This window comes from Aggregatibacter valvarum, from assembly GCF_980468985.1.
This window is the reverse complement of sequence record NZ_OZ413141.1, coordinates 250079-270311: the sequence shown is the minus strand read 5'-3', so window position 1 is coordinate 270311 and position 20233 is coordinate 250079. Positions and strand designations below refer to the sequence as shown.

The 20233-nt window shown below is 44.3% G+C and carries 18 protein-coding genes and 4 tRNA genes; 10 read left to right on the top strand and 12 right to left on the bottom strand.

What is annotated here, in order from left to right; all coding sequences use genetic code 11:
- Positions 1–297, top strand: a complete 297-nt coding sequence (locus AC30SF_RS01230) for a DUF5377 family protein (protein ID WP_489607300.1) — start codon at positions 1–3, stop codon at positions 295–297.
- A gap of 114 nt (positions 298–411) precedes the next feature.
- Here the strand turns inward: AC30SF_RS01230 and mglC are convergent, their stop codons facing one another.
- The 4 genes from mglC to AC30SF_RS01210 form a co-directional block, all read right to left on the bottom strand.
- Entirely contained in the window at positions 412–1422 is a 1011-nt protein-coding gene (mglC, locus tag AC30SF_RS01225; protein ID WP_021616308.1) for a galactose/methyl galactoside ABC transporter permease MglC, read from the bottom strand.
- Between the two features lie 18 nt (positions 1423–1440).
- A complete protein-coding gene (gene mglA / locus AC30SF_RS01220; protein WP_489607299.1) occupies positions 1441–2973 on the bottom strand; it encodes a galactose/methyl galactoside ABC transporter ATP-binding protein MglA in 1533 nt (510 codons plus the stop codon).
- A gap of 73 nt (positions 2974–3046) precedes the next feature.
- Positions 3047–4039, bottom strand: coding sequence for a galactose/glucose ABC transporter substrate-binding protein MglB (gene mglB, locus AC30SF_RS01215; protein ID WP_021616310.1), 993 nt, complete (start codon positions 4037–4039; stop codon positions 3047–3049).
- Positions 4040–4262: 223 nt separating this feature from the next.
- On the bottom strand, positions 4263–5276 hold the full coding sequence (locus AC30SF_RS01210; protein WP_489607298.1) for a substrate-binding domain-containing protein: 1014 nt from the start codon (positions 5274–5276) through the stop codon (positions 4263–4265).
- 255 nt (positions 5277–5531) lie between these two features.
- Here AC30SF_RS01210 and galT point away from each other — a divergent pair, with 255 nt between their 5' ends.
- The 8 genes from galT (at position 5532) to AC30SF_RS01170 (ending at position 14443) form a co-directional block, all read left to right on the top strand.
- A complete protein-coding gene (gene galT / locus AC30SF_RS01205) occupies positions 5532–6575 on the top strand; it encodes a galactose-1-phosphate uridylyltransferase (RefSeq protein WP_489607297.1) in 1044 nt (347 codons plus the stop codon).
- Positions 6576–6709: 134 nt separating this feature from the next.
- Positions 6710–7864 carry a galactokinase gene (gene galK, locus AC30SF_RS01200; protein WP_489607296.1) on the top strand — a complete coding sequence of 385 codons (1155 nt, stop codon included), beginning with the start codon at positions 6710–6712 and terminating at the stop codon, positions 7862–7864.
- Positions 7858–8889 carry a galactose-1-epimerase gene (gene galM / locus AC30SF_RS01195; RefSeq protein WP_489607295.1) on the top strand — a complete coding sequence of 344 codons (1032 nt, stop codon included), beginning with the start codon at positions 7858–7860 and terminating at the stop codon, positions 8887–8889. The genes galK and galM overlap by 7 nt, the downstream gene beginning before the upstream one ends.
- 186 nt (positions 8890–9075) lie before the next feature.
- Positions 9076–9789 carry a DNA repair protein RecO gene (recO, locus tag AC30SF_RS01190; protein ID WP_489608296.1) on the top strand — a complete coding sequence of 238 codons (714 nt, stop codon included), beginning with the start codon at positions 9076–9078 and terminating at the stop codon, positions 9787–9789.
- Position 9790: 1 nt separating this feature from the next.
- Complete coding sequence (gene rlmD / locus AC30SF_RS01185) at positions 9791–11107, top strand: 23S rRNA (uracil(1939)-C(5))-methyltransferase RlmD (protein WP_489607294.1); 1317 nt, start codon at positions 9791–9793, stop codon at positions 11105–11107.
- 9 nt (positions 11108–11116) lie between these two features.
- Positions 11117–13345: a GTP diphosphokinase gene (gene relA, locus AC30SF_RS01180; RefSeq protein ID WP_489607293.1), complete on the top strand. Its 2229-nt coding sequence runs from the start codon at positions 11117–11119 to the stop codon at positions 13343–13345.
- Between the two features lie 28 nt (positions 13346–13373).
- Complete coding sequence (locus AC30SF_RS01175; protein ID WP_489607292.1) at positions 13374–13730, top strand: diacylglycerol kinase; 357 nt, start codon at positions 13374–13376, stop codon at positions 13728–13730.
- Between the two features lie 53 nt (positions 13731–13783).
- Positions 13784–14443 carry a DNA alkylation repair protein gene (locus AC30SF_RS01170; RefSeq protein ID WP_489607291.1) on the top strand — a complete coding sequence of 220 codons (660 nt, stop codon included), beginning with the start codon at positions 13784–13786 and terminating at the stop codon, positions 14441–14443.
- A 241-nt stretch (positions 14444–14684) separates the two neighbouring features.
- Here AC30SF_RS01170 and AC30SF_RS01165 read toward each other — a convergent pair whose 3' ends face one another.
- Positions 14685–15083, bottom strand: a complete 399-nt coding sequence (locus AC30SF_RS01165; RefSeq protein WP_376922329.1) for a MerR family transcriptional regulator — start codon at positions 15081–15083, stop codon at positions 14685–14687.
- Positions 15084–15190: 107 nt separating this feature from the next.
- Between AC30SF_RS01165 and AC30SF_RS01160 the strand changes: the two genes are divergently transcribed.
- Positions 15191–15811, top strand: a complete 621-nt coding sequence (locus AC30SF_RS01160; RefSeq protein WP_489607290.1) for a cation diffusion facilitator family transporter — start codon at positions 15191–15193, stop codon at positions 15809–15811.
- Positions 15812–16121: 310 nt separating this feature from the next.
- On the opposite strand, the gene moeB is transcribed toward AC30SF_RS01160, so the two are convergent.
- From moeB to AC30SF_RS01125, 7 genes are all read right to left on the bottom strand, one after another.
- Positions 16122–16853, bottom strand: coding sequence for a molybdopterin-synthase adenylyltransferase MoeB (gene moeB, locus AC30SF_RS01155; protein WP_489607289.1), 732 nt, complete (start codon positions 16851–16853; stop codon positions 16122–16124).
- A 15-nt stretch (positions 16854–16868) separates the two neighbouring features.
- Positions 16869–18083, bottom strand: a complete 1215-nt coding sequence (gene moeA / locus AC30SF_RS01150; protein WP_489607288.1) for a molybdopterin molybdotransferase MoeA — start codon at positions 18081–18083, stop codon at positions 16869–16871.
- A 123-nt stretch (positions 18084–18206) separates the two neighbouring features.
- Positions 18207–19580: an argininosuccinate lyase gene (gene argH, locus AC30SF_RS01145; RefSeq protein ID WP_489608295.1), complete on the bottom strand. Its 1374-nt coding sequence runs from the start codon at positions 19578–19580 to the stop codon at positions 18207–18209.
- A 239-nt stretch (positions 19581–19819) separates the two neighbouring features.
- Positions 19820–19895: transfer RNA gene (locus AC30SF_RS01140), tRNA-Val, on the bottom strand.
- A 27-nt stretch (positions 19896–19922) separates the two neighbouring features.
- Positions 19923–19998: transfer RNA gene (locus AC30SF_RS01135), tRNA-Val, on the bottom strand.
- Positions 19999–20034: 36 nt separating this feature from the next.
- A tRNA-Val gene (locus tag AC30SF_RS01130) sits at positions 20035–20110 on the bottom strand.
- 36 nt (positions 20111–20146) lie between these two features.
- A tRNA-Val gene (locus tag AC30SF_RS01125) sits at positions 20147–20222 on the bottom strand.
- Positions 20223–20233: the final 11 nt, after the last annotated feature.

Sequence of the window (20233 nt, the reverse complement as noted above, 5' to 3'; positions counted from 1 at the left end):
ATGACAGTGAAAACAGAAATTTTATTTAACAACACATGGAATGTCAGAATCAGCGATCCGGGAGAAGAAGGTGCACAAAGTCATTTCTTTGAAACCATTTACATAACTTTGGAAGCGCATATTCACGGCGATAACGTGCAATATGAATTTACCCGAAAAGTAGAAGAGCAAATTAAAATCAAAAAAGTTTTTACTGACGTGGACGAATTATTTATTTACCTGAGTGAGCAAATCTCTCCGGTAGCATTGGGACATTTGGGAATTAAAATCGGCAATTTAGGGCTGGTAAAAGATTAACTGATAAAAAAGAAACCCGATATTACATCGGGTTTCTTTTTATGCCATCGAGCCATAACATATAAAGTGCGGTCGTTTTTTATGGCGTTTTTTAACGTTTCATGAATCGGAAGATTATTTTTTCTTCGCGTATTTCAAGGAGTCGATAGCCACAGCCAGGATGATGATGCTACCTTTGATGATGTATTGCCAATAAGGGTTTACACCGATATACGTCAAACCATAGTTAATGACGGTGAAGATGATTACCCCAGTAATCACACCGATAACCGTACCCACACCACCAGCGAAAGACACACCGCCTACCACGCAGGCTGCGATAGCATCCAATTCATACATGAAACCGAGGTTATTGGTTGCTGAACCGATACGACCGGCTTCCAACATACCACCGAACGCATAGAACATACCGGCAATCATATAGATGACAACAAGGTTACGAGCAACGTTTACACCGGAAACTTTTGCCGCTTCAGGGTTACCACCAATAGCAAAAATGTTTTTACCAAAGCGTGTTTTATTCCACATCACCCACACACCGAAAGCACAAATAGCGGCATAAATGGTGATATAGGAAAGCTTAAACGAACCTAGACGGATAAAGCCTTGTGCAAAGGTGGAGAAGTTTTCGCTGAAACCGGCGATAGGGGAGCCGCCTACGGCATCGTAATAAAGGGAGTTGAAACCGTAAACGATAATCATAGTACCCATGGTGGCGATAAACGGCGTTACGTTTAAGTAAGCGATAACCAAACCATTGACTAAACCAATGACTGCACCCACAGCACAAACAGCAAGGATAACTACCGGAATTGGAATTTCACCGAGGTCAGGGAAAACACGGTTCATGTTTTCCATGGATTGCAACATGGTCGCGGAGATTACCGCGGCGAGACCAACCTGACGACCGGCAGACAAGTCGGTACCTTGAGTGACCAATAAGCCAGCAACCCCAAGAGCGATGATTAAACGCACGGAGGATTGGGTCAGAATGTTACTGAAGTTAACCAAGTTAAGAAATGTCGGATCTTGTGCGATGATGATGCCAAGTAAAATCAACAACACAAAATAAATCGCATTTTGTTTTAGGAAATCGAATGATTTATTTTTTTCTAAGGCACTCATAATTTGTTCCTTTGTTATTTATAAATATTTTGCGGCAAGTTGCAAAATTTCTTCTTGAGAGGTTTTTGCCGTTTCAACGATACCGGCAACTTTACCGTTACTCATGACGAGAATGCGGTCGGTTACCCCAAGGAGTTCAGGCATTTCGGAAGAAATCATGATGATGCCTTTATCCTTTTTCGCCAGTTCCTGAATTAATTGGTAAATTTCAAATTTTGCACCGATATCGATCCCGCGGGTCGGTTCGTCCAACATCAGAATCTCCGGTTGGGTTAATAACCAACGACCGATGATGACTTTTTGTTGGTTACCGCCGGACAGTGAGCCAATCGTTGTTTTGTGCGATGGTGTCTTCACATTCATGGAATCAATGACCCATTGTGTGTCACTGCTCATCTTCTTATTACTGAGCAGTTTCCAAGGGGTTAAATAAGATTTCATGTTGGAAATCAACGAATTGAACTCAATGCTTAAGTTAGAGTAAATCCCTGTTGAACGACGTTCTTCGGTCACGAGCGCAAAACCATTATTGATTGCCTCAAGTGCGGTGTGATTTTTTACTATTTTTCCGTTGAGTTTAATCGTGCCACTTTTCAGTTCACGCACGCCGAAAATGGCTTCCACGATATCCGTACGTTTCGCGCCGACGAGACCTGCAATCCCTAAAATTTCCCCTTTACGCAAATTGAAAGACACATTTTGAATAGAAGGTTGGTTTAACGCTGTCAGGTTTTCCACTTCTAAGGTGATTTCTTTTGGAACGTTAGTTTTTTCCGGGAAACGTTGAGTCAGTTCACGGCCTACCATCATGGACACGATTTGATCCATGGTTGTGCCTTTTACCGGGATGGTGTTAATCCATTTGCCATCGCGTAAAATGGTGATTTCATCACAAATTTTGAAGATTTCGTCCATTTTGTGAGATATATAAATAATGCCACAACCGCGATCTTTTAATTTTTGAATGATTTTAAACAGATGTTCCACTTCTTTTTCGGAAAGTGAGGATGTTGGTTCATCCATAATCACGATTTTCGCGTTGTAAGAAAACGCTTTCGCGATTTCGATCATCTGCATTTGTGAAACAGAAAGTTTGGCGACTTTTTCTCTTGGATCAACATCAATGTCCAATTCATCAAAAATCGCTTTGGTATCACGGTACATTTTCGCGTGATCCACAAAAGGCCCTTTCAGCGGGTAACGACCTAGCCATAGGTTATCCATTACACTGGTTTGACGCACAAGGTTAAGTTCTTGGTGCACCATGGAAATGCCGTTTTCTAAAGCTTCTTTTGAGGTTTTAAAATTCACGGGTTTGCCTAAAAACAAGATTTCACCTTCGTCTTTAGCGTAAATGCCGAACAAGCATTTTAACAACGTGGATTTACCCGCACCGTTTTCCCCCATCAATGCGTGTACAGAATGCGAACGGACGCTTAAGTTTGCGTGATCTAAGGCTTTTACGCCCGGAAAGGACTTGCTGACATTAGTCATGGTAAGCAGAACTTCGCCATTTTGGCTTCCGCTTTGACTGTGAATTTGCTCTGTCATATCCAACCTCATAAATAAAGGGGAAGGGACATAAGTATTGTCCTACGCTTCCCCTTACATTAATAAAACAAATTTATTTTAAGAATTCAGATAAGTTATCTTTATCTACGCCCACATAAGGAACACGTACCACACGGTCTTTAAGTTCCCATTTGGTGCCTTCGGTAGCCGGTTTGCCGTTCGCTAAGTTATTCGATAACTCAACAACGGCTTTACCTTGGTTTACACCGTCATTTAACACAGTACCGGCAAGTTCACCTTTCTTGATCAGTTGTAATGCTTCAGGTAGCGCATCAACACCAAAGATTGGTAATTTTTTACCATGTGCTTTAGTCGCTTCTAATGCACCTAATGCCATACCGTCGTTGTTAGAAATGATCACTTCAATGTCATTTGCTTTAGAGCTGGACAACCAGGCATCCACTTTATCTTTCGCTAAGGCTGCATCCCACATACCGGTATCAATGAAGAGTTGTTCGGTTTGGATACCTTGTGCATTTAATTGTTCAATCACATATTTGGTACGCGCTTCTGCATCCGGGTGACCCGGTTCGCCTTTCAATAAAACGTATTGGATTTTACCGTCTTTGTTTAAGTCTAATGCCGGCATGGCTTTCCATTGTTTGGCAATTAAGTCACCTTGGATAATACCGGATTCTTTCGGATCGGTACCGACAAAGTAAGCGTTATCATAAGAAGCGATTGCTTTTGCACCCGGGTCTTTGTTGAAGAACACAACAGGAATATTGTCCGGTTTTGCTTTACCAATGATGGTTGGTGCAGCAGATGGGTCAACTAAGTTGATCGCTAACGCTTTTACGCCTTTTGAAAGTAATACGTCAACTTGGTCGTTTTGAATAGACTGTGCGTTTTGAGAGTCATTCATTAATAATTTCACGTCTTTTAATTGATCTGCGTCTTTTTGAATTTCTTTACGCATCAAAGACATAAAGTTGTCGTCATATTTATAGATTGTCACACCGATACGGGTTTCTGCTTGTGCTGCACTGATGCCGGCACCGAAAGCTACGGCTAAAGCAACTGCACTTAATACGGTTTTTTTCATAATGCATGTTCTCCATTCATTGTGGGTATAAATAATAAGAGGGCTTTGTTTCAGTGATAATTCATTAAAGCATTATTATCAATCATCTTACCTTTTTACACTGCAATCGCTACTCGGGTAATTGGCAGTAAGGATACCTTGTTTTTTGGGGAAAGAATGTGATCATATTCACATTTATGAAAACGATTACATCTTTTCGCTTAAAAATAATGCAGTTTTAATCCTATTTTTCCCGTGCTTCTCTATTTGCTACTGAAAAACGTCTGACTAATGTTGGATTAAATTGCGGATTAATAGGCATAGATAAGCTTTTATCCACCAAGCTTAACGCCAGTTTTGCGGCATAATTTGCCATAAGATCAATAGGATAGCGAATGGTTGTAAGTTTTGGCACCAAATAACGTGCAATCGGCATATCATCAAAACCAATAATAGAGAATTGTTTCGGCACGTTAATATTGTTTTCATTAAGGACAGATAGCGCACCTGCCGCCATGGAATCATTGTAGGCAACGACTGCTGTTAAATTATCGTTATAACTCAATAAGTTAATCATGGCCTCCTCCCCGCCCTCAAAATCCGGGGTGCTATGCACAATGGCATTTTCGACAATGGGGATCCCCTGTTCTGTAAGCGCATTCAAATAACCTTGTTTACGCTCAGCTTCGTCGTTAATTCTATGGTTCGAACCAATATAACCGATATGGCGATGCCCTGCGTTAATCAGCGTATTGGTCGCAATATAGGTGCCTTTTTGATTATCCAAGCCGACACAACGGGATTCATAACCTTTAATACAGCGGTTGATAATCACCATGCCCGGCACACTTTCTAAATAATCTGCTAAAGTTTGATCATCTAACGCTTTGGAATGCACGACCAAACAATGGCAACGTTTACGCAGTAGGGTATCAATGGCTTCTTTCTCTTTTTCCGCTTGGTGGTACCCCATACCGATCAAAATATTTTTGCCATGTTCCATGGCAACGTGATCTACCGCTTTTACTAAAATCGCAAAAAAAGCATCCGTTACATCGGTCACCACAACCCCTAATGTATCCGAACTCTGCGAAGCCAACGCCTGCGCATTGGCATTCGGACGGTAGCCTAATTGCTCAATCGCATTCAGTACAGCGGCACGGGTGTGTTCTTTCGCACAAGGGTGATTATTTAACACCCTAGATACTGTCGCGACAGAAACGCCAGCCTGTTTAGCAACATCTCGAATAGTAACCATAGATATCCTTTCATTATGTGTGACTAAAACCGAAGGAATCATAATCGGAAAAAAGACTTTTTGGAAACGTTTACTTTTAAAAGTGTCGTTTCTGTCACAGTTTTTCTGAGCGCTTTATAGCTTAAATAAATAGAAATGCATTTTTGTGATCTTGATAACAGTTTAATTTGTGAAATATGCTATTTTATGTCATATTTTTGTAATCGTTTTCATAAATAAAGAAGACACGCATAGAAGCAGATATAGAGGCGTATTATGACAACTGTTTTTGAACCTACCGATCACCCGCATCGCAGATATAACCCCTTAACCGACCAATGGGTTTTAGTTTCTCCTCATCGCGCTAAGCGTCCATGGCAAGGACAACAAGAGAAAGTCAATGAAGAACAAAAGCCAAGCCATGACCCGAATTGTTACCTCTGTCCACGCAATAAACGCATTACCGGTGAGCCGAATCCCGATTATCACAAACCTTATGTGTTTAAAAACGACTTCTCCGCGCTGTTAGAAGACACGCCTGCACCGCAACATAATGACAATCCGTTATTCCAAAGCTCGCAAGCGCGCGGGGAAAGTCGCGTGATTTGTTTTTCACCCGACCACAGTAAAACGTTGCCATTATTGACCGCACTTGAGATCGAAGAAGTCATTAAAGTCTGGCAAGAACAACTCCGTGAGCTTGGTCAAAAATACCAATGGGTACAAATCTTTGAAAATAAAGGCGCAGCGATGGGCTGTTCTAACCCACATCCACACGGACAAATCTGGGCAAACAGCTTCCTGCCGAACGAAGTGGCAAGAGAAGATAAAGCACAACGCCAATATTATGAGAAACACGGTTCCGTGCTGTTGGTGGATTACGTCCAACAAGAACTAGCCCGCAAGGAACGTATCGTTGTGGAGACAGAACATTGGGTTGCTGTAGTGCCGTATTGGGCGGTTTGGCCGTTTGAAACCTTGTTGTTACCAAAAGCACAGGTTAAACGCTTAACGGAATTAACTGACGCTCAAGCGAAAGATTTGGCGGTGATATTGAAAAAACTCACGACCAAATACGACAACTTATTTGAAACCTCTTTCCCGTATTCCATGGGTTTCCACGCCGCGCCGTTTAATGGTGAAGAAAATGAACATTGGCAACTGCACGCCCACTTCTATCCGCCGCTGTTACGTTCCGCTACCGTGCGCAAGTTTATGGTGGGCTATGAAATGCTCGGCGAAAGCCAACGTGATTTAACGGCAGAACAAGCCGCAGAAAGACTGCGTGCGTTGAGTGAAGTACATTATAAAGTGCGGTGAAATTTTATGGTGTTTTTGTAGGGACAGGCTTTATGCCTGTCCTATCAAAACCTAGGTGTCTAATATTGGACAGGCATAAAGCCTGTCCCTACGCATTTAGAGCCAAATTTATGAGAAATTTAGAAGGAAATAACATGACCCCAATCCAAAAATCCCAACACATTTTCACCCAAAAATATAACAAACAACCTGAGTTGACCGTGTATGCGCCCGGTCGCGTGAATATCATCGGCGAACATACCGACTACAACGATGGCTTTGTGATGCCATGCGCCATTAACTATGGCACGGCGATTGCCGGAGCGAAACGCAACGATCATGTTTGGAATGTGTATGCCGCCGATTTGGATTTGTCTGATGAGTTTTCACTAGATAAAGAAATCCCACAAAGTGAACAAAAATGGGCGAACTATGTGCGTGGTGTGGTGAAATTCATTCAGGAACGTTGCCCTGATTTTAAACAAGGGGCGGATTTGGTGATTTCCGGTAACGTGCCGCATTCTTCCGGCTTGAGTTCTTCTGCTGCGTTAGAAGTGGCAACAGGAAAATTTTGTCAGCAACTGAGTGACTTGCCTTTAAGCCATACAGACATTGCGCTTATCGGACAAAAAGCGGAAAACAAATTTGTTGGTGCCAACTGTGGCAATATGGATCAGCTGATTTCTGCGCTCGGACAACAAGATCATTTATTGATGATTGACTGCCGTAGTCTTGAGACCCAACCAACGCCAGTGCCACAAGATGTGGCGGTGATTATTGTGAACTCTAACGTACCGCATGATTTAGTCACCGGCGAATACAACACCCGCCGTCAGCAATGTGAACGTGCGGCAGAATTTTTCGGTGTGAAAGCCTTGCGTGATGTGTCCGTGGCACAGTTTAAAGAAAAAGAAGCAGAATTGACCGCACTTGATCCGCTAGTGGCAAAACGTGCCCGCCATGTGGTGACAGAAAATCAACGCGTATTAGATGCGGTAGAGGCCTTGAAACATAATGACTTAACCCGTCTTGGCGAATTAATGGGGCAGTCACATGATTCTATGCGCGATGATTTTGAAATCACTGTGCCACAAATTGATTATTTAGTGGAATTGGCACAGTTGGTCATCGGTAAACAGGGTGGTGCACGCATGACCGGAGGTGGTTTCGGCGGTTGTATCGTTGCTCTTGCGCCACACGATAAAGTAGAAGCCGTACGCAAAATCGTGGCAGACAATTATGAAAAACAAACAGGCTTGCAAGAAGACTTCTATGTTTGCACGGCTTCACAAGGAGTACGTGTATGCTAGAACAACACGCGCAAGGCTCTGCGCCGGACGGCTTGCCGTTTCAGCTTTTCACGTTGCAAAATGCACAGGGGATGCGCGTGCAATTTACCGATTGGGGCGCAACGTGGATGTCTTGTCGCGTGCCGGTCAACGGAGAATTGCGAGAAGTGTTGCTGGGTTGCAAATTGGAAGCGTATCCGGTTCAGCAAGCCTATTTAGGCACGAGTGTTGGACGTTATGCCAATCGCATTGCGAATGCACAATTTCCGCTTAATGATAAAATTGTGACCTTAACCGCCAACCAAGGAAAGCATCAACTTCACGGCGGTGTAAACGGCTTTGATAAACGCCGTTGGGCATTAGAAAAGTGCGGTGAAAATTTTGTGTGTTTTTCCTTGTATTCTGCCGATGGCGATCAAGGCTTTCCCGGCAATATGGATGTGACGGTGACTTACACCTTAACGGAAGAAAATTCAGTCATAATTGAATATGCAGGGAAAAGCGATCAGGATACGGCATTGAATTTAACCAACCATGCTTATTTTAATTTAGAAAACGCTGAGCAGGGGACCGATGTTCGTCATCATCGCTTGCGTCTGAATGCAGATTTCTATTTGCCGGTAGATAACGAAGGGATTCCAAATTCGCCGTTAAAACACGTTGTCGGCACCAGTTTTGATTTTCGCGTTGCCAAGCCGATTCAACAGGATTTTATGCAAGGCGAACAGCTAGCCACCAAAGGTTACGATCATTCTTTTATCGTCAACAAAGCCTGGCAAAAACCTTGTGTTTTGCTGAGTTCACCAAATGATGATTTGCATTTAGAAGTGCTGACTTCACAAGCGGCATTGCAAGTTTATACTGGCAATTTTCTCGCCGGTACACCTACTCGACATGGCACGCAATACGCGGATTACAGTGGCGTTGCGTTGGAAACCCAATGTCTTCCCGACACGCCAAATCACCCCGAATGGCAAAATTACGGCGGTATTGTAAAAGCCGACAGTGAGTATTATCAATGGACGGAATATTGCTTTAAGGTATAGCAAGGCTGGAGATCGTCGCTTGTGAAGAATGGGCTACGATCTTGGCTTGAGTGATATTTCGGCGTTTTGTGTCAGCCATGCCGTCATCCCATTTCCTTTTCTTCTAAAATCGCCTACAAAATCCCACAAAGTGCGGTGGGAAATCTGCTAAAATAAACACCGGTTTTTTATTGACGAAAGGGCGACATCATCGAAAATTGGCAACGCGGTTTCGTACTACATCGCAAATCTTACAGCGAAACCAGTTTATTGATAGATTTACTCACCGAAGATTTCGGGCGTATCAGCGTATTGGCAAAAGGCGCACGGGCAAAGCGCTCCATGCTAAAAGGCGTGCTACAACCCTTTACACCGCTCCTGCTACGTTGGAGCGGTCGCGGTGATCTGAAAATCCTGACCAAAGCAGAACCTGCCGCCATTGCCTTACCCTTACAAAATGTTGCCTTATACAGCGGCTTTTATTTAAACGAACTCATTTGCCGCGTATTGGAACCGGAAACAGCCTATCCGCAACTGTTCCAACACTATTTGCAATGTTTAACGCAATTAGCCGTATCACAAACTCACGTGGAGCCTGCGCTACGCACCTTTGAATTTCAATTATTGCGCACCTTAGGCTATGGCATTGATTTCACTCATTGTGCAGGTTCCGGTAAAGCCGTGGAAGCGGACATGACCTATCGTTACCGCGAAGAAAAAGGCTTTATTGCTTCCTTAATCAAAGATAATTTAACCTTTTACGGGCGGGAATTATTGGCCTTTGAACAAACACAATTTGACGAACCCTCTGTATTATCGGCAGCCAAACGCTTCACGCGCATTGCATTAAAACCGTATTTAGGCGACAAGCCCTTGAAAAGCCGAGAATTATTCACCCAACACAGCTTATATTCAAAATAACATGGCATTACTTTACAGCGACACCAAACCAAAGAAAAAGACCGAAAATTTCATCGCACACATTCTTGATTTGGATTATCAAGGCTTAGGCGTGACTAAAATTAACGGCAAAACTTGGTTTATTGAAAACGCGCTGCCGCAAGAAAGCGTAGAAGTTCGCGTATTGGAAGAAAAACGCCAATACGGTCAAGGTGTAGCGCAGCGTATTTTACGCCCAAGTCCTCAGCGCCAAACACCGCCATGCGTTTATTTTGAACAATGCGGTGGTTGCCAAAATCAACATATTCCCATTGAATTACAACGTTCTACCAAGCAAACTGCATTGGTTCAACGCTTATCCCGTTTACAGTCGGTGCCTATTCATTTCATGCCGTTATTGCAAGGCGAGCCTTGGCATTACCGCCGTCGGGTACGTTTAAGCGTATTGTTTGACAGCAAAAATCGTAAACTGAATATCGGCTTACGGCGTAAAAATTCACAGCAAATTATTCCCATTGAACATTGCTTGGTGCTGGAACAACCGCTGAATGATTTATTGCCAAAACTGACCGCACTTTTCAAGCAATGGTCAACCCCACAACAACTGGGGCATATTGAACTTGTGGCAGCAGACAATGGCATCGCCATGTTATTACGCCATATAAAAAACATCAGTGAAACCGACCGCACTTTATTATTACGGTTTGCCGAGCAACACCAACTCATGTTATTTGTACAAGAACATGACAGCATTGAACATTGGCAAGGTGAACAGCCTTTTTACCGCTTGGACGATGACCTCACCTTGCAATTTGATATTCGCGATTTCATTCAAATTAATGCACAATTAAACCGTCAAATGATTGCAACGGCGTTAGACTGGTTGGCGCTGAATTCGCAGGATCATGTGTTAGATTTGTTCTGTGGTATGGGCAACTTCACCTTACCACTGAGTCGCAAAGTAAAAAGTGCGGTAGGCATTGAAGGCGTTTCTGCGATGGTGGAAAAAGCCCGTGCCAATGCCGAACGAAACGGTTGTCATAATGTCCAATTTTACCGGACGGATTTAGATAAACCTTTTATCAATCAACCGTGGGCGCAGCAACCCTTCAATAAGATTTTGCTCGATCCACCACGCACAGGGGCAGCATTTGCTTTAAATGCACTCTGTCAATTACAGGCTGAAAGCATCCTGTATGTTTCTTGCAATCCTGCAACACTCGTGCGAGATACGGAAATCTTGCGTGACGCAGGCTATCAATTAGATAAAGTCGCCATGATCGATATGTTCCCACAAACCGGTCATTTGGAGTCGATAAGTTTATTTCGAAAAAGATAAGGATTCATTATGGTCGCTGTGAGAGGATCTCATTTATTAAATCCTAAAGATTTTGAGATTGAAAAATGGTGCGCTAATTTGAATGTAGCGGAAAATGTCAAAGCCAACTTAATGACGGCATGGCATTATTCGCAACAGAAAATGACCTTGCGTGCCGAACATCAGCAGGAAGAAGCCCATTTGCTGACCTTCGGCGTGGAAATGGTGGAAATCCTCAACAGCTTAAACATGGATGCCGATAGCTTGTTCACCGCCATGCTTTTCCCTATCGTCCGCGATCAACTGGTGGATTTAGCCCAAATTGAAGAAGATTTCGGCGCCCAGATCAGCAAACTGGTACGCGGTGTTATCGAAATGGACAATATCCGCCAACTCAACATCACCCATTCTGCCAGCAGCTTACAGGTGGATAACGTGCGTCGAATGCTACTCGCTATGGTAGATGATTTCCGCTGTGTGATTATCAAATTAGCGGAGCGTATCGCCTTTTTGCGTGATGCTGAAAAAAATTATACGGAAGAAGAACGCGTCCTCGCCGCCAAAGAATGTGCCAATATTTACGCCCCGCTTGCCAACCGCTTAGGCATCGGACAGCTCAAATGGGAACTGGAAGACTACTGTTTCCGTTATCTGCACCCGGAACAATATCGCGCCATCGCCAAATTATTAAAAGAACGTCGTCTTGACCGCGAACAATATATTGCCGATTTTGTCGCCGAACTTTCCGGTTATTTACAAGAAAATATCCCACAAGTCGAAGTGTACGGTCGCCCGAAACATATTTACAGCATTTGGCGAAAAATGCAGAAAAAGCACTTAGAGTTCATTGACTTATATGACGTCCGCGCGGTGCGCATCGTCGTGCAAAAATTACAAGATTGTTACACCGCACTTGGCATTGTGCACACCCATTTCAAACATCTGCCAAAAGAATTCGACGATTATGTTGCCAACCCAAAACCAAACGGCTACCAATCTATTCACACCGTGGTGTTGGGTAAAGGCGGCAAACCGATAGAAGTGCAAATTCGTACCCAACAAATGCACGATGATGCCGAACTTGGTGTTGCGGCACACTGGAAATACAAAGAAGGCGCCAGCGCCGGCCGCTCCGGTTACGAAGAAAAAATCGCCTGGCTACGCAAACTCTTGGCGTGGCAAGACGATATTACGGACTCCGGCGAAGTCATGGCGGAATTACGCAGCCAAGTGTTCGATGATCGCGTGTATGTCTTTACGCCGAAAGGCGAAGTGGTGGATTTGCCAACAGGCTCAACACCACTCGATTTTGCCTACGCCATTCACAGTGAAATCGGTCACCGTTGTATCGGCGCCAAAGTGGGCGGACGCATTGTGCCATTCACCTATCAACTCCAAATGGGCGATCAGGTAGATATCATCACCCAGAAAAACCCGAACCCGAGTCGCGACTGGCTGAATCCGAACCTCGGCTTTACCCACACGGCAAAAGCCCGTGCAAAAATACACGCGTGGTTCAAAAAACAGGATCGTGATAAAAATATTCCGGCCGGCAAAGAATTGTTGGAAAGCGAAATTAACCGCCTGGGCATCAGCTTAAAACAAGTAGAACAACAAGCCTTGCCGCGTTATAACCTGAAAAACCTCGACGATTTATATGCGGGCATTGGCGGCGGTGATATTCGTATCGGGCCGTTAATCAACTTCCTGCAAAACAAATTCATCAAAATTTCTGCGCAGGAAGTGGATGAAGAAATCTTGCGTCACGTCAGCACCAAAAGTGCGGCTAATGCCCAACAAAAAACGGAACGCAAAGATTGCGTTATCGTCGAAGGCGTCGGCAACTTAATGCACCACATTGCACGTTGTTGCCAACCGATTCCGGGCGACAGCATTGTGGGTTACATCACCATGGGGCGTGGTATTTCCATTCACCGTTGTGATTGCGAACAATTCCTCGAACTGCAAACCGTTCACCCGGAACGTGTGGTGGAATCCCGTTGGGGCGACAATTATTCTAACGGCTTCCATCTCAACATTCGCATTGTGGCGTCAGATCGCAACGGTTTATTACGCGATATCACCACCGTGCTGGCAAACGACAAAATCAGCGTACTCGGCGTGTCTTCCCGTACGGATACGAAACGCCAAGTGGCAAACATCGACATGCAAATTGAGCTGAACAACGTGGAAATGTTGAGTAAGATTCTGTCCCGTTTGGAAAAACTGGATGATGTCATTGAAGCTAAACGCCTCTAATAACAATAAAGAAACAAAGGAAAACCTAATGGACAAAACGACGGGGTTAACCCACTTAATCAAATCCACTCAATATTCCATGCAAGGCTTAAAAAGTGCGGTCAAATATGAAACTGCTTTTCGCCACGAGCTTTTTTGCTGCCTTTTCATGATTCCACTTGCCCTATGGCTTGGCGATGATGCGGTTGAAAAAGCACTGATGATCGCTTCCGTGTTGCTAGTATTGGTCGTGGAACTGCTCAACAGCGCCATCGAAGCCGTAGTGGATCGTATCGGCACAGAACGCCACGAACTCTCCGGCCGCGCCAAAGATCAAGGTTCTGCTGCCGTGTTTGTTGCACTGGTTATTGTCGCGATAACCTGGGCGTTCATGTTGTTTAATTAAAAACGTAGTCAAAAAAGACCGCACTTTTAAATAACACCAAGCAGAAAGTGAATATGCCCACAATACAACCGATTTTAGCCCTGCTACAACATGCGGCAAATTCTGACAAAGCCATTGAAATGGCGGCGTATATGAAAAATCAGTTTGATTTTCTTGGTATTCCTACGCCGTTGCGTCGTAAATTTTGCAAACCGTTCTTTAAAGATGAAACATTACAAGCCCCCGATTGGGATTTTGTGGAAGATTGTTGGGCCAATCCCTATCGCGAAATGCAATATGTTGCGACAGATTACTTAAATTCGTTGATCGAGCAACTTACGCCGCGGGATTTATCTCGAATTGAGCTATTAATCACCCGTAAATCCTGGTGGGACACCATTGATGCGTTAGACAAAGTTATCGGTGGTATCTTTTTAAACTTTCCTGAAATCCGACCGCAGTTAATTCGTTGGAGCCAACACGACAATATCTGGTTGCGGAGAGTCGCTATTGATTGCCAATTATCACTGAAGCAACAAACAGATAAAGCGTTACTTAGCGAAATAATCCAAAATAATTTCGGTCAGTCAGAATTTTTCATTAACAAGGCCATTGGCTGGGCGTTGCGTGAATACGGAAAAACCAATCCGGATTGGGTGAAAAATTTCGTGCAACAATACAAGGAAAAAATGGCACCGTTAAGCGTGCGGGAAGCGTTGAAAAGATTGAAATGAAGCAGAATGACGGCCTATGAGATCTAATTCGTGTACTGAGGTGCGCTAACTGGAATCACGTTCGGTGTGGAAATCTCTCCAATTCGTGCAACTTGTTGCACGAAATGAATAATGCGTTGTGCGGTCGTGCATCAAGATGCACGCTACGTTGAACTCGAAATCACACTCAGTGAGGAATCTCCCGTAGCGTGCAACTCGTTGCACGAACTAAAATCGTGAACACATTTTGTTAGGAGACACCTTAAACCGTCTCCTTTATTTTTGCCTGAAGCCCGGCTATAGCCTTGCATTCATCCTCGCTATGTTTACCCTTAATCGCGATGGATTGTAAAAACGCTTTAATATCTTGTAATTGAGAAATTTTTTCTTCTACTAACGCCAGTTGCTTAAGCACCAATTTGTCCGCATGATAATGATTAGTGGTATGAAATTTGAGTGCGTTAAGTTGTTTAATATCTTCCAAAGAAAAACCAAGTCGACGACAATTTTTAATGAACATAAGCTGTGCCACACTTTCTTCGTCATACGATCGATAACCATTAGCCTGTCGTCTTGGTTCCGGTAAGATACCTTGTTTTTCATAGTAACGAATGGTTTCTAAATTAATCCCCGTGCGTTTACTCAGCTCATTGACTTTCATTTCTTCCTCCCCAAAAATTTTTACCATTCTAACAAAAAATACTTGATCCCGTAGTTCCTACGGGCTTTAAGCTGTTATGCACTCAAACAAATTAAGTAAGGAACGAGATGCCACATCAACACAAACACGAACATTCACACGCTCATACACCAACAAATAAAAAGATTTTAAGCACCAGTTTGGTCATTATCAGTAGCTATATGATCATCGAGTTTTTAGGTGGCTATTATTTTAATAGCCTCGCCTTAATGGCTGACGCCGGGCACATGGCAAATGACAGCCTATCGTTGCTCCTCGCCCTCATTGCTTTGTTTTTAAATGCACAAAACCAAAAAAGGTTCGCGCTGTTAAATGGCACTTCTCTGATTGTGGTGGCAGTATGGATTTTGGTGGAAGCGACAGAACGTTGGCAATACCCAACGACAATGTTGGCGTTGCCTATGCTAGGCGTTGCCATCACTGGACTCTTGGTAAACATTTTCGTAGCTTGGCTAATGATGAAAGGCGATCATGAAAACTTAAACATCAAAGCCGCCTATTTACACGTATTAGCTGACCTGTTTGGCTCTCTGGCGGCAATTATCGCCGGATTAAGCGCATGGCTACTAAACTGGCAATGGGTTGACCTTGTCGCCAGCAGTATTTTGAGCCTACTCGTATTACGCAGTGGTATAAACGTTGTTCGTCAGGCAATCATTCGTGCATCAAGATGCACGCTACAGAATTAAATAACGCCCCGTAGCGTGCAACTTGTTGCACGAAATGAATAATGCGCCGTACGTGGTGTAGTCTGTAGCGTGCAACTCGTTACACGAAATAAATAAGGTGTCGTACGTGATTCGGTCATGCATCAAGATGCACGCTACGTTGAGCTCGAAATCACACTCACTGGGGACTGTCGCGTGCAACTCGTTGCACGAAATGAATAATGAGCCGTGCGTAGTGCGGTCGTGCATTAAGATGCACGCTACGTTGAATTTGGAATCCCGTGCGGAGGGGATTATTCGGGCATCAAAATACACGAAACCATTGATAACGTTACCGTATATTGCTATTTGGCAATTTGACTTCTCTTACCGACATCGTCATTCCATCAATCAACAACAATCTGCCGCATAAATTCTTGCCGATTTTTAACCGCACTTTGATGGCTTCTAAGGCTTGAATCGAACCAACCAAACCGACAATCGGTGCCAACACACCGGCTTCTACGCAACTTAACACGTTGTCGCCAAATAAGCGGCTGAGGGTGTGATAAGTCGGCGTATTGTCTTCATAGGTAAAAACGGAAACCTGTCCTTCCATACGAATAGCCGCGCCGGAAACCAGCGGAATTTTATGGGCGGCGCAAGCCGTGTCTAATTGATTGCGTGTGCTGACGTTATCGGTACAATCCAACACCACATCAAATTTACCAACCAAATCATGAAGTTGTTGCTCATCCAATAATTGATGGATTGCATTGACTTCAATATGTGGATTTAGACGTTGTAGAGACTGCCTAGCAGATTCCACTTTCGGCATCCCAAGGCGACTGTCGTCGTGCAACACTTGGCGTTGTAAATTGGATAAATCCACGGTGTCGAAATCCAGTAAGGTTAAATGACCCACACCGGCAACAGCCAAATATTGGCCGGCAGCACAACCTAATCCGCCGAGACCAACAATCAGCATTTTGCTACTTTTTAACGTTTCTTGTCCGTCAAAATCAATGTCTTTCAACACAATTTGACGGTTGTAACGCAATTCTTCCTGATGGCTTAATTCCATAGCAAACTCAATGTATTAGCGTAATAAATCGTTAAACGGTTCGATGGTGACGGTTTCACCCGCGGCAACGTTACCACGTTCTTGTTCTAACACGATAAAGCAGTTGCTTTTCACAAAGGAACTAAACAAATGCGAGCCTTGGAAGCCTACCGGTTGTACTTCAATTTGACCTTGTGCATTGAGTTGGTAGAAACCTCGTTGGAAGTCTAAGCGTCCCGGTGCTTTTTTCAGATTAGTTGCTGCAATCGCCGGTAAACGCATTGGCGCTTTCCATTGACTGTAACCGCTTAGTTTTGCGATTGCTGGCTGTACTAATTGATAGAAGGTCACCAAGGCTGACACCGGATTGCCCGGTAAACCACAGAACCACGCTTTTTCTAATTTTCCGAAGGCAAACGGTTTGCCCGGTTTAATGGCGATTTTCCAGAAGTTGATTTTTCCGACTTTTTCTAAAATATGTTTGGTAAAATCCGCTTCCCCCACAGACACCCCGCCACTGGTGATGACCAAATCCGCTTGTTGTTGCGCTTCTATAAAGGCCTTTTCAAATTGCGCTTCGTTGTCCGGTAAAATGCCGAAATCTAATACGTCGCAATTGAGTTTCTCTAACAACAGTTTTACAGTGAAACGGTTCGTATCATAAATTTGACCGGCTTGTAACGGTTGACCGACCGGAACCAATTCATCACCGGTCGAAAGCACCGCCACTTTTAAGCGTGGGAAAACCTTAATTTTTTCGATGCCAAGAGAGGCGAGCAAAGGCAAAGAAACGGCATTGAGTAATGCGCCTTGCTGTAATACCACATCACCCAGTTTCACATCTTCACCAACACGGCGAATGTTTTGAGCCAATTTAGGCAGGCTGGTAAACGTCACCGTGCCATCACCGTTCACTTGAACCTCTTCTTGCATCACCACCGCGTCAGCGCCTTGTGGAATCATCGCGCCGGTCATGATTCTGACCACACTTTGTGCCGTCCATTCTCCCTCAAAAGGTGCACCGGCAAAGGCTTTCCCTGCAACAGTTAGTGTCATAGATTCGGCTAAATCTGCCAAACGCACGGCATAGCCGTCCATCGCAGAGTTATCGAAAGAAGGCACATTAATCGGAGAAATGACATTTTCAGCACAAATTCGTTGACTGGCTTGATGTATTGGCAGCATCTCTGTACAGGTTGGAGAAGGAAGTTGATTTAACATTTGTTCAAGTGCTTGGGATAGCGGCAACATAAGGAATCCTTGTTAGAATAAAAAAGTGCGGTCATTATACGCTAATCTTAGGCTATTGACCTAGGCGATCTCATGAGCCGTAAATATTGCGAAAAAACACCGCACTTTTAAAAGTGAATAGTTTTATGCCAATCTTGCTTTTGCTTCTGCAATGGCTTCTGCGATACGCAACGGTGATACTCCACCTTTGGCGGCGCGTTTGTCTAAGCAGGATTGTAAAGAAAGAATGTCGTACACATCGTCTGACACTTTTTCACAGAATTGACGAAATTCAGGAATCGTCAGGTCTTCTAAGGCTTTGTGTTGCTTGATAGCATACACCACGGTTTCGCCCACAATGTGATGGGAATCACGGAACGGTACGCCTTTGGCAACTAAATAGTCTGCCAATTCGGTTGCGTTGGAGTAGCCTTTCAGGGCAGATTCACGGGTGCGCTCCACGTTCACCTTGATATCATCAAGCACTAGGGTGGCCATGTCCACGCAATCCTGCCAAGTGTCCAATGCATCGAAAATGCCTTCTTTGTCTTCCTGCATATCTTTGTTATAGGCCAACGGTAATCCCTTTAATGTCATTAACATACCATTTAATGCACCGATAACCCGTCCTGCTTTGCCGCGAATTAATTCGCAGGCATCGGGGTTTTTCTTCTGTGGCATGAGGGAAGAGCCGGACGTCACGCGATCGGAGAGTTCCACGAAATTAGATTCACCACTGTTGAAAATAATCATATCTTCGGCGAAACGGGACAAATGCACCATGCTCAGCGAGGCGGCAGAGAGCAGTTCAACGATATGATCTCGGTCGGAGACGCTGTCTAAGCTGTTACGAGTTGCAAAAGCAAAATCTAAATCTTTAGCGAGCTGTTCGCGATCGATAGGATACGCTGTGCCGGCAAGGGCGCCACTGCCTAGCGGACAGCTGTTCATGCGGCGGTAAGCATCGGCTAAACGGGAATAATCGCGATCCAACATTTCCACGTAAGCCATGCACCAATGGGCAAAGGTAATTGGTTGAGCGCGTTGCAGGTGCGTGTAGCCCGGCATCACGGCATCTTGGTTATTTTCTGCGGTAAGCACCAATTTGCGTTGTAACTCGCGAAGGGAATGTTGCAATTCAGCCACCCGTTCTTTACACCACATTTTGATGTCGAGTGCCACTTGGTCGTTACGACTGCGACCGGTGTGTAGTTTTTTGCCTAAATTGCCGACTTTGTCGATCAGTTTACTTTCCACCCAGCTGTGAATGTCTTCCGCATCATCTTGCAAAATCGCTTGCGGATTTGACCGCACTTCAATCAATAATTCGTTTAGTGCCTGTTCTAATTGTTGCTGTTCTTGTACGGTTAAAATATTGACGGAAACCAAGGCTTTCGACCAGCCGATAGAGCCTTCAATATCTTGCTCGGCAAGGCGATAGTCAAAGCGTAATGAATCGTTAAAATTTTTAAAACGCTTGTCCGCCGCCTGCGTAAAGCGTCCACCCCAAAGTGCCATAGAATCCTCTGATTTTTGATTAGTGAAATTGGTTAAAAAATATAGCACAGAAACAAAAAAGGCGATCAACAAAAAATTGGCTTTTTGTGACCGCACTTTTATGTCATTGATTGTTATTTTAATAAATCTTCGTTTTTAGCGTGAGTTTGTGAATCCATGTGAAAGCATCATCCTATCACTTTTTACCGTGAAAGAAGAATGTGTTAAGCAAAGTAAGGTATATAAAATAAGAAATGAAGTGGTGGGCGATACCGGTCTCGAACCAGTGACCCCCTCCTTGTAAGGGAGGTGCTCTCCCAACTGAGCTAATCGCCCGACGAATCGGTATTTTAAGATTTTAAGTGGTGGGCGATACCGGTCTCGAACCAGTGACCCCCTCCTTGTAAGGGAGGTGCTCTCCCAACTGAGCTAATCGCCCACGTTAGAATCTTAAAATAGGGAAGTATGTAAGAAGTGGTGGGCGATACCGGTCTCGAACCAGTGACCCCCTCCTTGTAAGGGAGGTGCTCTCCCAACTGAGCTAATCGCCCACGTCGTTACATTGACAACATTGAAAACCTAAAAAGTGGTGGGCGATACCGGTCTCGAACCAGTGACCCCCTCCTTGTAAGGGAGGTGCTCTCCCAACTGAGCTAATCGCCCTCAATGTTGTG

What these genes read in the sequence shown, in the direction of transcription:
- argH (WP_489608295.1), bottom strand. Translation starts at nt 19,580, where the DNA reads ATGGCACTTTGGGGTGGACGCTTTACGCAGGCGGCGGACAAGCGTTTT.
- AC30SF_RS01170 (WP_489607291.1), top strand. Translation starts at nt 13,784, where the DNA reads ATGCCCACAATACAACCGATTTTAGCCCTGCTACAACATGCGGCAAAT.
- galM (WP_489607295.1), top strand. Translation starts at nt 7,858, where the DNA reads ATGCTAGAACAACACGCGCAAGGCTCTGCGCCGGACGGCTTGCCGTTT.
- galK (WP_489607296.1), top strand. Translation starts at nt 6,710, where the DNA reads ATGACCCCAATCCAAAAATCCCAACACATTTTCACCCAAAAATATAAC.
- AC30SF_RS01165 (WP_376922329.1), bottom strand. Translation starts at nt 15,083, where the DNA reads ATGAAAGTCAATGAGCTGAGTAAACGCACGGGGATTAATTTAGAAACC.
- mglC (WP_021616308.1), bottom strand. Translation starts at nt 1,422, where the DNA reads ATGAGTGCCTTAGAAAAAAATAAATCATTCGATTTCCTAAAACAAAAT.
- moeB (WP_489607289.1), bottom strand. Translation starts at nt 16,853, where the DNA reads ATGGAATTAAGCCATCAGGAAGAATTGCGTTACAACCGTCAAATTGTG.
- moeA (WP_489607288.1), bottom strand. Translation starts at nt 18,083, where the DNA reads ATGTTGCCGCTATCCCAAGCACTTGAACAAATGTTAAATCAACTTCCT.
- relA (WP_489607293.1), top strand. Translation starts at nt 11,117, where the DNA reads ATGGTCGCTGTGAGAGGATCTCATTTATTAAATCCTAAAGATTTTGAG.
- galT (WP_489607297.1), top strand. Translation starts at nt 5,532, where the DNA reads ATGACAACTGTTTTTGAACCTACCGATCACCCGCATCGCAGATATAAC.
- AC30SF_RS01210 (WP_489607298.1), bottom strand. Translation starts at nt 5,276, where the DNA reads ATGGTTACTATTCGAGATGTTGCTAAACAGGCTGGCGTTTCTGTCGCG.
- mglB (WP_021616310.1), bottom strand. Translation starts at nt 4,039, where the DNA reads ATGAAAAAAACCGTATTAAGTGCAGTTGCTTTAGCCGTAGCTTTCGGT.
- AC30SF_RS01160 (WP_489607290.1), top strand. Translation starts at nt 15,191, where the DNA reads ATGCCACATCAACACAAACACGAACATTCACACGCTCATACACCAACA.
- AC30SF_RS01175 (WP_489607292.1), top strand. Translation starts at nt 13,374, where the DNA reads ATGGACAAAACGACGGGGTTAACCCACTTAATCAAATCCACTCAATAT.
- rlmD (WP_489607294.1), top strand. Translation starts at nt 9,791, where the DNA reads ATGGCATTACTTTACAGCGACACCAAACCAAAGAAAAAGACCGAAAAT.
- mglA (WP_489607299.1), bottom strand. Translation starts at nt 2,973, where the DNA reads ATGACAGAGCAAATTCACAGTCAAAGCGGAAGCCAAAATGGCGAAGTT.
- AC30SF_RS01230 (WP_489607300.1), top strand. Translation starts at nt 1, where the DNA reads ATGACAGTGAAAACAGAAATTTTATTTAACAACACATGGAATGTCAGA.